At 64.5% G+C, this 14,282-nt stretch carries 15 protein-coding genes; 6 read left to right on the top strand and 9 right to left on the bottom strand.

Going from position 1 to position 14,282, the window contains the following annotated elements:
• Positions 1-42: 42 nt before the first annotated feature.
• A complete protein-coding gene (locus KYK29_RS01775; RefSeq protein ID WP_254689130.1) occupies positions 43-1,578 on the top strand; it encodes a sensor histidine kinase in 1,536 nt (511 codons plus the stop codon).
• Positions 1,579-1,586: 8 nt separating this feature from the next.
• Here KYK29_RS01775 and KYK29_RS01780 read toward each other — a convergent pair whose 3' ends face one another.
• Complete coding sequence (locus tag KYK29_RS01780) at positions 1,587-1,976, bottom strand: diacylglycerol kinase (protein ID WP_254689131.1); 390 nt, start codon at positions 1,974-1,976, stop codon at positions 1,587-1,589.
• A 71-nt stretch (positions 1,977-2,047) separates the two neighbouring features.
• Positions 2,048-3,064: a nicotinate-nucleotide--dimethylbenzimidazole phosphoribosyltransferase gene (gene cobT, locus KYK29_RS01785; protein ID WP_254689132.1), complete on the bottom strand. Its 1,017-nt coding sequence runs from the start codon at positions 3,062-3,064 to the stop codon at positions 2,048-2,050.
• 145 nt (positions 3,065-3,209) lie between these two features.
• On the opposite strand from cobT, the gene KYK29_RS01790 reads away from it, so the two are divergent.
• From KYK29_RS01790 to KYK29_RS01800, 3 genes are read left to right on the top strand one after another with little or no spacing between them, the layout of a single operon-like run.
• Positions 3,210-3,995 (top strand): adenosylcobinamide-GDP ribazoletransferase, encoded by a 786-nt coding sequence (locus KYK29_RS01790; protein WP_254689133.1) that lies wholly within the window; start codon positions 3,210-3,212, stop codon positions 3,993-3,995.
• A 38-nt stretch (positions 3,996-4,033) separates the two neighbouring features.
• Positions 4,034-4,255: a DUF1289 domain-containing protein gene (locus KYK29_RS01795; protein ID WP_254689134.1), complete on the top strand. Its 222-nt coding sequence runs from the start codon at positions 4,034-4,036 to the stop codon at positions 4,253-4,255.
• Positions 4,252-4,953 carry a TIGR02281 family clan AA aspartic protease gene (locus KYK29_RS01800; protein WP_254689135.1) on the top strand — a complete coding sequence of 234 codons (702 nt, stop codon included), beginning with the start codon at positions 4,252-4,254 and terminating at the stop codon, positions 4,951-4,953. The genes KYK29_RS01795 and KYK29_RS01800 overlap by 4 nt, the downstream gene beginning before the upstream one ends.
• A 12-nt stretch (positions 4,954-4,965) precedes the next feature.
• Here KYK29_RS01800 and KYK29_RS01805 read toward each other — a convergent pair whose 3' ends face one another.
• The 4 genes from KYK29_RS01805 to KYK29_RS01820 form a co-directional block, all read right to left on the bottom strand.
• Positions 4,966-5,727: an ABC transporter permease gene (locus KYK29_RS01805; RefSeq protein WP_254689136.1), complete on the bottom strand. Its 762-nt coding sequence runs from the start codon at positions 5,725-5,727 to the stop codon at positions 4,966-4,968.
• Entirely contained in the window at positions 5,724-6,650 is a 927-nt protein-coding gene (locus KYK29_RS01810; protein WP_254689137.1) for an ABC transporter ATP-binding protein, read from the bottom strand. The genes KYK29_RS01805 and KYK29_RS01810 overlap by 4 nt, the downstream gene beginning before the upstream one ends.
• A 93-nt stretch (positions 6,651-6,743) precedes the next feature.
• On the bottom strand, positions 6,744-7,565 hold the full coding sequence (locus KYK29_RS01815) for a sulfite exporter TauE/SafE family protein (RefSeq protein WP_254689138.1): 822 nt from the start codon (positions 7,563-7,565) through the stop codon (positions 6,744-6,746).
• A 372-nt stretch (positions 7,566-7,937) separates the two neighbouring features.
• Positions 7,938-9,029, bottom strand: coding sequence for an extensin-like domain-containing protein (locus KYK29_RS01820; RefSeq protein WP_437437224.1), 1,092 nt, complete (start codon positions 9,027-9,029; stop codon positions 7,938-7,940).
• 258 nt (positions 9,030-9,287) lie between these two features.
• On the opposite strand from KYK29_RS01820, the gene KYK29_RS01825 reads away from it, so the two are divergent.
• Entirely contained in the window at positions 9,288-9,674 is a 387-nt protein-coding gene (locus KYK29_RS01825; RefSeq protein WP_254689140.1) for an acyl-CoA thioesterase, read from the top strand.
• 12 nt (positions 9,675-9,686) lie between these two features.
• Here the strand turns inward: KYK29_RS01825 and KYK29_RS01830 are convergent, their stop codons facing one another.
• Positions 9,687-10,037 carry a DMT family protein gene (locus KYK29_RS01830; RefSeq protein WP_254689141.1) on the bottom strand — a complete coding sequence of 117 codons (351 nt, stop codon included), beginning with the start codon at positions 10,035-10,037 and terminating at the stop codon, positions 9,687-9,689.
• A gap of 170 nt (positions 10,038-10,207) precedes the next feature.
• Between KYK29_RS01830 and uvrB the strand changes: the two genes are divergently transcribed.
• On the top strand, positions 10,208-13,105 hold the full coding sequence (gene uvrB / locus KYK29_RS01835) for an excinuclease ABC subunit UvrB (RefSeq protein ID WP_254689142.1): 2,898 nt from the start codon (positions 10,208-10,210) through the stop codon (positions 13,103-13,105).
• Between the two features lie 261 nt (positions 13,106-13,366).
• On the opposite strand, the gene KYK29_RS01840 is transcribed toward uvrB, so the two are convergent.
• Both KYK29_RS01840 and KYK29_RS01845 read right to left on the bottom strand, forming a co-directional pair.
• Positions 13,367-13,579: a hypothetical protein gene (locus tag KYK29_RS01840; protein WP_254689143.1), complete on the bottom strand. Its 213-nt coding sequence runs from the start codon at positions 13,577-13,579 to the stop codon at positions 13,367-13,369.
• Between the two features lie 367 nt (positions 13,580-13,946).
• A complete protein-coding gene (locus KYK29_RS01845; protein ID WP_254689144.1) occupies positions 13,947-14,156 on the bottom strand; it encodes a cold-shock protein in 210 nt (69 codons plus the stop codon).
• Positions 14,157-14,282 lie beyond the last annotated feature (126 nt).

The raw sequence follows: 14,282 nt of genomic DNA on the forward strand, positions 1-14,282 counted from the left end.
CACACCTAATATCCGATCCCAACCGCAACTGTCACAACCGTAATGAATACCGGCGTCAGCACATCGACCGACAAGATCATCGTCGACAAATCGCGCAGCCATAGAAACAAGGCTGTTTCGCGGGCTGTACGCGCGACCCGCGAGCGATTGCAGACGACCGGCGGCGTTTCGCCGGGCTTCGAACGCGAGATGCTGAACCTGCATCTTGCTTCCGCCATGCAGAATGCCCTCACCGTGCCGCTGGTCGTGGCGCTGGTGGCCGGTGTCGGCGTCTACCTCACGCAGGAGACGGGGCTGATCGCCTGGGCGCTTCTGGCGCTCAGCGTGCATGCGATCGGCCTGATCGTCGTCCGGCGCGCGCGCGGCCAGGGGATCACCGCCGAAAACGCCGCCCGCTGGCAGCGGCGCTTCCTGATCGCCCAGGCGCTGATGGGCATCGCCTGGGCCGCCTTCGCCCTGCAGGATTGCGGCGCCTGCGGCGGCGTGGCCTTCCCCTTCTACAAAGGGTCGTCCCTGCTGGTGGCGCTCGCCGTCACGGCCGCAAGCACCCTGATGCTGCGCCATGCCGTGCTTTTCGCCTTTGTGCCGACCGTCCTCGTTCTTGCCACAGCCGCCATCCTCAGGCCCGATCCGGCCACCATCGGCATGGCGGCCATTATTCCCGCCGCCCTCGTCTTCCTGCTCTTCATGACGCGGCGGCTGCGCCATACCAGCGCTCTTCTTCTCTCCTTCAAATCCGAGAAGGACGACCTGATCGCCGAACTGGAAGTCGCCAAATCGATGTCCGACGAGGCCCGCCGGCGCGCCGAGGAGGCCAATCTGGCGAAATCCCGCTTCCTCGCCTCCATGTCGCACGAGTTGCGCACGCCCCTCAACGCCATCCTCGGCTTTTCCGAGGTCATGTCCTCGGAGATCCTCGGCCCGCTCGAAAACCCGGTCTACAAGGAATATACCACCGATATCCACCGCTCGGGCCAGCACCTGCTGGACCTCATCAACGAGATCCTCGATCTTTCCCGCATCGAGGCCGGAAAATACGACCTTTCGGAAGACACGGTCCATCTCGTCGACATCGCCGAGGACTGCATCGGCATGGTGCAACTTCGCGCGGGCGCGAAGAACCTGACGATCCAGCAGCAGTTTGAAACCGGCATGCCCGCCGTCTGGGCGGATGAAAAAGCGATGCGGCAGGTCGTTCTCAACCTCCTGTCCAATGCGGTGAAGTTCACGCCTCAGGGCGGCGAGATCTTCGTCAAGGCCGGCTGGACAGCGGGCGGCGGCCAATATGTCTCCATCCGCGACAACGGCTCCGGCATCCCGGAGGAGGAGATCCCGATCGTGCTCTCGGCCTTCGGCCAGGGCTCGATCGCCATCAAGAGCGCGGAACAGGGCACCGGCCTCGGCCTGCCCATCGTGCAGGCCATCCTCGCCAAGCACAACGGCGAGTTCATCCTGAAATCGAAGCTGCGCGAGGGCACGGAAGTCATCGCCATCCTGCCGGCCAAGCGCGTCCTCCAGAGCCTTCCCGCCGTGGAGGAGATCGAGGCCGTCAAGCCGCGCCGCAGGAGTTTCGCCTGAGCCCCCCCCTACAGGGAGGGATACAGAAGGTTGGAAAAAACCACATAGCCGGCATAGCCGGCATTGGCGATGATCAGGCAGAAGCAGGCAAACGAGCCGAGATCCTTGGCGTGCCTGCCCATATCGGAGATTTCGGGAGAGACCCGGTCGACGATTTCCTCGATGGCGGTGTTGATCGCCTCGAAGGCCATCATCAGGAGGAACAGGATGGCCATGACGACGAATTCGAAGAAATGCGCGCCCACCAGCAGGAAGACCACCATCGCGAAGGCAAACGCCAGCAACTCGTGGCGGAAGGCGGCCTCGCCCAGCAGGCGGCGCAAACCGCCCGCCGAATAACGCGCCGCGGCGACGAGATGGTCGAAGCCGGCCTTCTTCTGGATCGGTCCCTTGTTCATTGAAGCATCCTGTTTTGCCGCCCGCGCCCGAAAGCTCTTCGCTCCCGTGGCGCAACACCCTTGCGCAAGGACTATGAACGGTTGCTGACACCAGCCTGAACGAAGGTCGCCATGCCGGAATGGCAGGCTGCCGCCGCCTTGACGATACCGGCGGCAAGTGCGGCCCCCGTACCCTCGCCCAGTCGCATGCCGAGCGCCAGAAGCGGCGTCTTGCCGAGCTTCTCGATGGATTTCAGATGCCCCGGCTCCGCCGAGACATGACCGATCAGGCAATGGTCGAGCGCGCCGGGGTTCATGGCGCGCAGCACCGCGCCGGCGGCCGTAGCGACATAGCCGTCGATGATCACCGGGATCTTCTGCATGCGGGCGGCGAGAATGGCTCCCGCCATGGCGGCGATCTCCCGGCCGCCGAGCCGGCGCAGAACCTCCAGCGGATCGGACAGATGCGCCCTGTGCAGCGCCACGGCCTTTTCCACCGCCGCGATCTTGCGCTCCAGCGTCTCGCCTTGGGATCCGGTGCCCGGTCCCACCCATTCCTCCGCCGTGCCGCCGTAGAGCGCCAGGTTGATGGCGGCGGCGACGGTCGTATTGCCGATGCCCATCTCGCCCACGCACAGCAGGTCCGTGCCGCCGGCGATGGCCTCCATGCCGAACGCCATGGTGGCCGCGCAATCCCGCTCCGACAGCGCCGCCTCCTGCGTGATGTCGGCGGTCGGATAGTCCAGCGCCAGGTCGAACACCTTGAGGCCGAGATCATGCGTCACGCAGATCTGGTTGATCGCCGCGCCGCCGGCGGCGAAATTCTCCACCATCTGCGCCGTGACCGAAGACGGATAGGGCGTGATGCCCTGCTGCGTCACGCCGTGGTTGCCGGCGAAGATGGCGACGAGCGGTCGTGTCACGGCCGGGGGACGGCCGGTCCAGGCGGCAAGCCAGAAGGCGATTTCCTCCAGCCGGCCGAGAGCCCCCGGCGGCTTGGTAAGCTGTGCGTCGCGCTCGCGCGCGGCAACCAGCGCGGCCGAATCCGGCCCCGGCAGATTGCGCAGCAATTCACGGAAATCATCGAACGGCAGGCCGCTGGCACTCATCTTGGGGAATTCCTTAAGTTTCGGCTTTCAAAGGCGGGGCTTTGGTGTCTCCTAATAGAGGCCGGGCGTGAGTCCGACAACCGCATTTGCGGCAGGCACCGCCGCCTTTTGCGGCGGCGCGGCCAGAACGACGGAGAGCTCGAGCGTGACGACCATCCAGGATTACATCAACGACACGGCGCGCTCCGTCGCCTTCCTGTCCCGCCTGCCGCTGCCGCAGCGCTATTTCACCGGCTATGACGGCAGGCTCTCGCGGGCGGTTCGGGCCTTTCCGCTGGCCGGCGTCATCGTCACGCTTCCAGCCGCGGTGCTTGCCGCCCTTCTGTCCGCGGCGGGCGCCCCGCCCCTTCTCATCGCTTTTGCGGCGCTGACGCTGGTGACGCTGACGACCGGCGCGCTGCATGAGGACGGGCTTGCCGACTGCGCCGACGGCATCGGCGGCGGACGCGACCGCGACAGCGCGCTCGCCATCATGAAAGACAGCCGCACCGGTTCCTACGGCGTGGTCTGCCTGGTGCTGGTCTTCGGCCTGCGCGCCGCCGCCATCGCCGCCCTTGTCCCGGCGCTTACGCCCTCGGGCCTTGGCATGACCCTCCTCGCCGTCGGCGCAGCCAGCCGTGCCGCCATGGCCTGGCACTGGTCACGGCTTCCTCCCGCCCGCCGCGAGGGCGTCGCCGCTTCCGTCGGCGAGCCGGATGGCGGCGCGGTCCTATTCGCGCTGGCAAGCGGGATCCTCGCAGCCATCCTCCTCACGCTGCCGCATGTCCCGCTCGCTGCCCTCGTTCTGGCCCTCGTGCTGGTGATCGGCGTCGTACTTCCGTTCAATCGCGTCGTGATCGGCAAAATCGGCGGCCACACCGGGGATACGATTGGAGCGACGCAACAACTGGCCGAGGCCGCGACGCTCTTCGCCCTTGCACTGGCGGCCTGAGCCGCCGATATAGAGCGTCGGGCCCAAGCGGAGGAACCATGGAATCCCCCTGCATTCTCGTCTGTTCGATCGACATGAAGACCGGTTACTGCTTCGGCTGCGGCCGCACGAGCGACGAGATCGGCCAGTGGACGCTCTACACGCCGGAGCGACGCCGGGCGATCATGGCCGAATTGCAGGCCCGCCTCGCCACCGTCGAACGCAAGCCCCGGCGCGAGACCCGGCGCACGCGCATGGCGCGGGAACGTGGAGAGACATGAGATATTACGCCCTCCTCGGCCTTGTCGGCATCGGGCTCCTGCTGCTTTTGCTGAACCACGACAACGGCCAGACCTTCGGTCTCGACAATGACGCCTTCGGCCGCTTCGTGAAGCTTTCGGCGGTCGGCGCGCTGATCGGCAGCGGCTTTCTCATCGCCGGCCGCCGCAGGCTCGGCGAAAGCCTGCGGCAGGCGGCCATCTGGCTCCTGATCATCCTGGCGCTTTCCACCCTCTATCTCTATCGCTTCGATCTCCAGCAAACCGCAAGCCGGTTGACGGCCGGCCTCATTCCCGGCCGCGCGGTGGTCACGACCGGGGCGGACGGCAGCCGCGTGCTGGTGATCCACAAGGGGCTTGGCGGCCATTTCCAGACGCAGGTCGCCATAGACGGCATGCCGCTTTCCATGCTGGTCGATACGGGAGCCAGTTCCGTTGTCCTGTCCTGGGAGGACGCGGAGCGCATCGGCGTCGATCCGCAGGACCTCGTCTATTCCGTCGAGGTTTCCACCGCCAACGGCCGCGCCCGCGCGGCCCCCCTGACGCTCGACGAAGTCGCCATCGGTCCGATCCGCCGCCAGAAGGTGCGCGCGCTCGTCACGGAAGAGGGCCGGCTCGACCAGAGTCTGCTCGGCATGACCTTCCTGGAAACCCTCGGCTCCATCGAGATTACCCGCGATGAACTGCGGTTGCGGGATTGAGAAAACCCGCCGTCAGCTTTTCAGCTTATATCCCGTCTTGAAGATCCATGCCGTCACCGACAGGCAGGCGACGAGGAAACCGACGACGATCGCCAGGCTCACGGCCGGATTGACGTCGGCGATCTCGTAGAAGCTCCAGCGGAAGCCCGAGACCAGATAGAGCACCGGATTGAAGTGGCTCACCGTCTGCCAGAACGGCGGCAGCATGTTGATCGAATAGAAGCTGCCGCCGAGGAAGACCAGCGGCGGGATGACGAGCATCGGGAAAATGTTCAACTGCTCGAAATCCTTCGCCCAGATGCCGATCATGAAGCCGAACAGGCTGAAGGTCACGGCGGTCAGCACGAAGAACAGCGCCATCAGGAACGGATGCGCGATGGAGATGTCGACGAAGGCCGAGGCGGTCAGCAGGATGATCGTGCCGACGATCAGCCCCTTCGTCGCCGCCGCGCCGACATAGCCGATGAGGATCTCGGCCGTCGAAATCGGCGAAGAAAGGATCTCATAGATCGTGCCGGTGAATTTCGGGAAATAGATGCCGAAGGAGCCATTGCCGATGCACTGGTTGAGCAACGTCAGCATGATGAGCCCCGGCGCGATGAAAGCGCCGTAGGAGATGCCGTCGACTTCCTGCATGCGCGACCCGATCGCCGCGCCGAAGACGATGAAATAGAGCGAGGTGGTGATGACCGGCGAAACGACGCTCTGCAACAGCGTCCGGCGCATGCGCGCCATTTCAAACAGATAGATGGCCCGGACGCCTTCGATGTTCATCTATCTTCTCCCACCAGTTCCACGAAAATATCCTCCAGCGAGCTTTGCTCGGTGGAGACGTCCCTTACCCTCAGTCCCGCCTGCGACAGCGCCGACAGCAGGGAGGAGATCCCGGTGCGCTCGCCGGTCGTGCTGAATTCGTAGACGAGCCTTTCGCCCGTCCCGGCAAGCGCCAGCCCGAAGGGCGCAAGCGACGGCGGGATGGCCGCCAGCGGCTCCGCCAGTTCCACGGTGAGCTGCTTGCGGCCGAGCTTGGTCATCAGCGCCTTCTTGTCCTCGACGAGCAGGATCCGGCCGCCGTTGATCACACCGATCCGGTCGGCGATCTCCTCGGCTTCCTCGATATAATGGGTCGTCAGGATGATGGTGACGCCGGCAGCGCGAAGCCGCTCGACGAGTTGCCACATGTCCTTGCGCAGGCTGACGTCGACGCCCGCCGTCGGTTCGTCGAGGAACAGCACCTTCGGCTCGTAGGACAGCGCCTTGGCGATCAGCACGCGCCGGCGCATGCCGCCGGAAAGATGGCGCAGCATCGTGTCCTTCTTGTCGTAGAGCGACAGGTCCTTGAGGATGCGCTCGATCAGCGCCGGATCGGGCTTGCGCCCGTGCAGTCCGCGCGAGAAGGAAACCGTGCTCCAGACCGTCTCGAAGGAATCGAGCGTCAATTCCTGCGGCACCAGACCGATGATCGAGCGCGTCTTGCGGTAATCGGCGAGGATATCGTGTCCCGCGACGGTCACGGTCCCGCCCGACGGCGTGACGATGCCGCAGATGATCGAGATCATCGTCGTCTTGCCCGCGCCATTGGGGCCGAGAAGCGCGAGGATCTCGCCCTCCTCGATATCGAGATCGACGCCTTTCAGCGCCGTAAACCCCGTCGCGTAGCGTTTGGTGAGATTGCGAATGGAAACGATGGGCGCCATGGGATGGTCCGGAATTGAGGGGCGTTCACAGGGAAGGACACCCTATATGGCGCATCCCCTGACGATTTTCACCTGCCGGAGCGAAAAATGCGCTCAGGTATAGATGCTGAAGAGAAAACGCGCCGCCACGAAGATCAGGAAGACGCCGAATCCCACTTCAAGTTGCCGCTTGCTCAGCGAATGCGCCAGCCGCACGCCGAGCGGCGTGACGACGAGGGCGATAGGAATGATCAGCGCCACGGCGACCCAGTTGATGAACCCGGTGGAAAAGGGCGGCAGGCCGGGCAGGCCCCAGCCGGCCCACATATAGCCGAGGATGCCGGGAATGGAGATCAGCACGCCGACGCCGGAAGACGTCGCCACCGCCTGGTGGATCGGCCGGCCGAAGGACGTCATATAGGTATTGTTCAGCACGCCGCCGCCGATCCCCATCAGGCCGGACAGCGTTCCGATCACCACGCCTGCGAACTGGCTGGCGATGCCGGTCGGCAATTCGTCGCCGACACGCCAGCTGTCGCGGTTGAACAGCATACGCACGGCGACCAGCAGCGCGATGGACACAAAGACAAGGCGAAGCCCGATGCTGGAGATCATCGCCGCGATGACGGAAGCGAGGATCGCCCCCAGCGGCAATGCGACGATCCAGCTCTTCAGCAGCGCCACGTCCACGGCCCCGCGCTTGCGATGCGAGGTGAAGGAACGGATCGAGGTCGGAACGATGATGGCGATCGAAGTGCCGACGGAAAGATGCATCCGCACCGCCTCCGGCACGTCCAGATAGCCGAAAACCTGATAAAAGACCGGCACCAGAACCGCCCCGCCGCCAATTCCGAAGATTCCGGCCAGCAGACCGGAGACGACGCCGGCCGCAACGAGCGCCAGGGCGAACAGGGCAAGGTCTGCGATGGGTGGCATGGAGACGTTCCTCGGTACAAACGGGGGATAGCGATTCGCGCTGACGCTGCGACGGGCCGCAACTGTCATCAAGCCGTGACACTTTTCAACCATTGTCCGGCCGAGGCCATGATGGAAACCGCAACTTTCCGCCAGTCCGGAGCCCCCCTGCCCCGGCACGGCCGGCCTTCTCCCGTCTCAGGCGGGAGCCTTGCAACGCCTGTGGCCAGTCACCGGGTCCCGGGCGCGGAATGTGACATTCCACGGCGGCGGCGCTCCTGCCCCGTCGCTTTTTTGGCCGGCGTCCCCCGCCGGCCCTTTTTTTGCCCGATCGTCAGGGGAGCGCGGACACCTGCATTTACGGGGGCGTTTTGCAGGCTCCCGCTCCGGCGCTCACAGGCTGCAATGCCGGTAGCCGGACTTGCGAACGCGCAGGTCGAAATGAAAATGGTCCTTGTGATAGCGATCGCTGCCCGGCCCGAGCACGGTGGAGAAATATTTGCAGCTGTCGCCACGCACCGATTTCAGCAGGCCCTTTTCGCGAAAGGCGAAGAAGCCCTTCGGCTCGATGGCGATGGCCTTGCCGTTCTTCAGCACGATCTTTCCGACATCGATGGCGTTCCCCCGGGCGTGTTCCGACATGGCCGCGCCGCGCCGGGAGTTCATCGTCCGGCAGGAATAGGAGGACATCTGGTGAACGGCCGCGACGCCGGAGAGATAGCGCACGCGCGTGGACGGCACGAGTTCCTGCTTCACCCAGCGGGCGAACGCCTCGGTGATCTGGCAGTTCACCTGCGCGGCCGGCTTGATCTCGATGCCGCCGGCAAGTCCGGAAAGCTCCACGGGCCAGTCGATACCGCAGGATTTCCCCCGCGAGATGCGCGGCACGTCGCGGTAGCGAACCCCGAGCTTTTGCAGCCGGAGCCGGCAGGCCTTTTCCGCCGCCGGCATGCCGCCGGAACTTTCGGGCGTCTGCATGGGACTGGAAGCGCGGGGCAGGAAAGCGATTTTCTGCTCGCCGCCGGTCATTGCCGGAGCGCGCTCGCCCATCTCCGGCATGGGCAGCGAGCCGATCTGCCGGGGCGAATCGGTGCCGATCCCGCCAACGACCACCTGCGTCGCCTCGCCTTCGGCGATTTCGGCGGCCTGCGCCTCGGCGAGCCCCTGTACCCGCCCCACGCCGAGCCCCTCGTCCATATTGACGCCGCCTTCGGGGATCGCCAGCCCGCCGGCGGAATCCCCTGCCGGCTGGCCGATGGCCATCGCCTCCTCGCTGTCGATCATCGGCAGGGCCTGGCGCGGCGCGGCCGTCTCAGCGGGAGGCGTGTCGATTCGCGGCCCGTCGCTATGCGCAGGCCGGATCGCACCGACGCCGACGCCGTCGATATCGTCGGGCGGAACGAAAGAGCCGCCCGAACAGGCGACCAGTATTGCCGGGAAAACAAGCAGCCCGAGCGTTCTGCGCAGGCGGAAAACAGACGCGATACCCATTGTTCCTTCCGCTTCGAGCCGTGCGCGCTCAGTGTTGCGGACGCAGGCGATTGTCCGGTCATGGTGCATGGCGGCTTTGGCCGTATTCGGACGGCCCGGTCCGCAAAGGAGCGCCACCCGCCCATGCTCTTGCGAATGCGCGGTATTTTATCGCCTCATGGTAAACGAAGGGTTTGTCCCTTCCCCGCATCCCCCTTTTTCCCGCAAGCGCCTTGCGTTACATCGGAAGGAACGATGGAGAGGATCCGCCGCATGATCGAAACGCCCCAGCCAAACGGACAACTCACCCTGCGCACGCTTGCCATGCCCGCCGACGCCAACGCGGCCGGCGATATTTTCGGAGGCTGGGTCATGGCCCAGATGGACCTTGCCTGCGGTATCCGCGCGGCCGAGCGCGCAAGCGGCCGCGTCGTCACCGCGGCGGTGAAGGAAATGGCCTTCGAACTGCCGGTGAAGATCGGCGACACACTCAGCATCTATACCGACATCACCCGCGTCGGCCGCACCTCGATCACCCTGTCGGTGGAAGCCTGGGCGCAGCGTTACCTGACGACGACGCTCGAAAGGGTGACGGGCGCCACATTCGTCATGGTCGCGCTCGACAGCGACGGGCATCCGACGCCGGTTCCGGTGGAATGACCGTCCACCAACCTATCCCTTGAACACGAAAGCCGCCCCGAGCGCGATCAGCGCGAAGCCGACGGCGTGATTCCACGTCAGGCTTTCCTTGAGCCAGAAGACGGAAAAGCCCGCGAAGACCACCAGCGTGACGATCTCCTGGATCGTCTTCAACTGGGCTGCCGAATAGACCGCGTGTCCCATCCGGTTTGCCGGGACCGCGAGGCAATATTCGAAAAAGGCGATGCCCCAACTGGCCAGGATGACGACGAGAAGCGGCGCGGACTTGTATTTCAGGTGGCCGTACCAGGCAAACGTCATGAACACGTTGGAAAGGCAAAGCAGCAGGACCGGCCAGATGGCGGCGGAGAGACCGAGGGGCATGGCTGAAAATCCGGTAAGAGAGGGAACTGGAAAAGCGCATAGCGAAACCCGCGCCGCCGTCAAGACGGCGTTGCGACAAGCCGCCGCGCACGGCAAGGCGACTGGCTGTTCGTTTCCCTTTTGTACCCGTCCCCCTTCCCTTTCGCGTTGACTCTCTCCATATTCCCCCCATGGCCAGATCATCGAAGAAATCCACCCCCCCGACCCCAGGTTTCGAGGAAGCTCCGCAGTCTGCCCTCGAAGGCGCGCCGCTTTCCGGCGGCGTTTCCGACTGGGTGAAGCAGCTTGAGGCCGAAGCGGAGGCCGAGAGTTTCGAGAGCCGGCGCGAGGTCGCCTCCAGGGCCGGCCGGCATCGCAAGACGGTGGAAAACGCCGCGCGCCGCCAGTCGGAGAAGGTGACGGCCTCCAAAACGTCCCGCGGCGTCTCCATCGGCGGATCGTCCGACCCGAAGACACGCGCCGCCGCCGGCCTCAATCCCGTCGCCGGCCTCGATGTGTCGCTGGAAGAGGCCTCGTCGCTCAATGCCGGCTCCGGCGTCACCGCCACCGTCGAAGCGCTTTCGAAACTGATCGAGAGCGGCAATCCGCTGTTCAAGGACGGCAAGCTGTGGACCCCGCACCGCCCCGCGCGGCCGGAGAAGTCGGAAGGCGGCGTCCCGATCCGCATGGTGACGGAATACAAGCCCTCCGGCGACCAGCCGACCGCCATCCGCGATCTCGTCGAGGGACTTTCGTCCGGCGAGCGGTCGCAGGTGCTGCTCGGCGTGACCGGCTCGGGGAAAACCTTCACCATGGCCAAGGTGATCGAGGAGACCCAACGCCCCGCCGTCATCCTCGCGCCGAACAAGACGCTCGCCGCGCAACTCTATTCCGAGTTCAAGAACTTCTTCCCGGAAAACGCGGTGGAATATTTCGTTTCCTACTACGATTACTACCAGCCGGAAGCTTATGTGCCGCGTTCGGACACCTATATCGAGAAGGAATCCTCGATCAACGAGCAGATCGACCGCATGCGCCATGCTGCGACCCGATCCCTGCTCGAACGCGACGACTGCATCATCGTCGCCTCGGTCTCCTGTATCTACGGTATCGGCTCGGTCGAGACCTATACGGCCATGACGTTCCAGATGCAGGTCGGCGACCGGCTCGACCAGCGACAGCTCCTGGCCGATCTCGTGGCGCAGCAATACAAGCGCCGCGACATGGATTTCCAGCGCGGTTCGTTCCGCGTGCGCGGCGATACGATCGAAATCTTCCCCGCCCACCTGGAGGACGCGGCCTGGCGCATCTCGATGTTCGGCGACGAGATCGACGCCATCACCGAATTCGACCCGCTGACCGGCGGCAAGACCGGCGACCTGCAATCCGTGAAAATATACGCCAATTCGCACTATGTCACGCCGCGCCCGACGCTGAACGGCGCGATCAAGGCGATACGCGAGGAACTGAAGCAGCGTCTTGCAGAACTGGAGAAGGCCGGGCGGCTGCTGGAGGCGCAACGGCTCGAACAGCGCACCCGCTACGATATCGAAATGCTGGAGGCCACGGGCTCCTGCGCCGGCATCGAGAATTATTCGCGCTATCTGACGGGCCGCAAACCCGGCGAGCCGCCGCCGACGCTCTTCGAATATATCCCCGACGACGCGCTGATCTTCATCGACGAGAGCCACGTCACCATTCCGCAGATCGGCGGCATGTACCGGGGCGACTTCCGCCGCAAGGCGACACTCGCCGAATACGGCTTCCGCCTGCCCTCCTGCATGGACAACCGGCCATTGCGCTTCGAGGAATGGGACGCCATGCGCCCCGACACGATCGCCGTTTCGGCCACGCCCGGCAACTGGGAAATGGAGCAAGCCGGCGGCGTCTTCGCCGAACAGGTCATCCGCCCGACCGGCCTCATCGATCCGCCCGTCGAGGTGCGCTCCGCCAAGACCCAGGTGGACGACGTGCTGGGCGAAATCCGCGAGACCGCGCAGGCCGGCTATCGCACCCTCGTCACCGTCCTCACCAAGCGCATGGCCGAGGACCTGACCGAATATCTGCACGAACAGGGTATTCGCGTGCGCTACATGCATTCGGATATCGACACGCTGGAACGCATCGAGATCATCCGTGACCTGCGTCTCGGCGCTTTCGACTGCCTCGTCGGCATCAACCTGCTGCGCGAGGGTCTCGACATTCCCGAATGCGGCTTCGTGGCGATCCTCGATGCCGACAAGGAGGGCTTCCTGCGCTCCGAAACCTCGCTTGTCCAGACGATCGGCCGCGCGGCGCGAAATGTCGACGGCAAGGTCATCCTCTATGCCGACACCGTCACCGGCTCGATGCAGCGGGCGATGGACGAGACCAGCCGCCGGCGCGAAAAGCAGGTGGCCTATAACGAGGAAAACGGCATCACGCCGGAATCGGTGAAGGCGAAGATTTCCGATATTCTCGATTCGGTCTACGAGCGCGACCATGTGCGCGCCGACATTTCCGGCGTCTCCGGCAAGGGCTTCGCCGACGCCGGACATCTCGTCGGCAACAATCTCAAGGCGCATCTCGAAGCGCTGGAAAAGCAGATGCGCGACGCCGCCGCCGATCTCGACTTCGAAACCGCCGCCCGTATCCGCGACGAGATCAAGCGGCTGAAGGCCGCCGAACTCGCCGTCATGGACGACCCGATGGCGCGGCAGGAGGCGAGATCGCAGGAGGGCGGCCGCAAGGCCGCTTCGAAATCCCTGTTCCAGAAACCGTCGCTGGACGACATGGGTCCCGGCACGGACGTCGCACGCCCTCTCGGCCGCAACGGCGCGCAGGAGGAAACCGGCTACTTCAGGAAGAACAGCCTCGACGAAATGACGGTCGGCCGCACGGAAAAGCCGGTCGACAGGCGGCAGGAAACCCGGGCGGAATCCGATAGCGCTCCAAAGCGCTTCCCGCATCCGTCCGCGGGCGATGCCGCGGCGGGCGACGGTCCCGGTCAGACACGCCGGGGCAAGATCGGTGTCGGCAGCTACGAGGATCCGGCCGAGCAGAAGCGCAAGGGACGAACCAAAGGCAAGACCGGACGTCCGGGGAAATAGCGGCAGACCTCACCGGCCGCCGGCAACGGACGGTTCCGCGAGGATCGGGGTCTTGACGGCGATTTTCGCGCGATCGTCCAGACGGCGATGGCGCTTCTACGTGGGAGACTGCGAGACTTGCGGTCGATCAGCACCGGCAGACAGCGATATCCCTATGTCCGGCCCTTGCAGACGAATGTCGAAATATCGGCTTGACGGCCGGCATCGGCGCGTCACCGCCGCCGCCTCTTCCGCTGCTTTCTCACCGGGCCGGAATTGCCTCTACCCTTGCTTACGCTTCCGCACCGGCGCCGGCGTGGGGGCGGGCTCCATGGTTTCCCGGGCAAGACGCTGCGCCCGCAGCCTCTCGGTCTTCTTGTCGCGGTCAGCCGCCTCCTGGGCAATGATGCCTTTCGCGATGGAGTTCGTGTCCTCCGCCTTCTTTGCGGCGCTGGCCTTGGTCGGCTTGAAAAATTGCTGTCGGGTTGCTGTCATCGGTCGCTCCTCTGCCGCAGATAGCGGCTTTGCGTCGTCACCCGGTTCCGCCTTGAAATGGCTTCCCCCGGGCTGCCGGAAGGCTCCCTCCTTCAGAGCGGTTCCGGTTTCACAGGATCGGTAGAACCGCTCTATCTCTTTATTCTAGCCGCATTTCCGCACGCAAAACCGCTTCGCACTTTTGCTGGAAATGCTCCGGAAGACCGCGCCGGGTCTCCGATCCTTTAAGGCGCCCGGCTCATGGCGGCGCCATGGATAATTCATACGGGCCAAAAAACAAAAAGGCCGGGCATGACCCGACCTCTTCCTGTCGATCACCGTCACCGCTGCCAGTACATCCGTGGTCAGCGATGCGGTACGACAATTCTTATACGGCGCGCAGGTTGTCGGCCGAGCTCTTGCCGGACTTGCGGTCCTGGACGATGTCGTAGCTGATCTTCTGACCTTCGTTGAGGGAACGAAGACCGGCGCGCTCAACGGCCGAGATGTGAACGAAGACGTCGTTCGCGCCGTCGTCCGGAGCGATGAAGCCGAAACCCTTGGTGCTGTTGAACCACTTGACTGTGCCTGTATTCATAACGATATCCTTCCAATCGTTTGAGAAAGCGGCCCGAGAGCCGCAGGTAGATCGACGATGAGAGGAAATCTGACCGAGCCGAAGAGGCAAAAGACAAAGGTCACTAGCAAAGTTCGATAGCACTTA

It is taken from the genome of Shinella daejeonensis, assembly GCF_024281235.1.
GTDB lineage: Bacteria > Pseudomonadota > Alphaproteobacteria > Rhizobiales > Rhizobiaceae > Shinella > Shinella daejeonensis.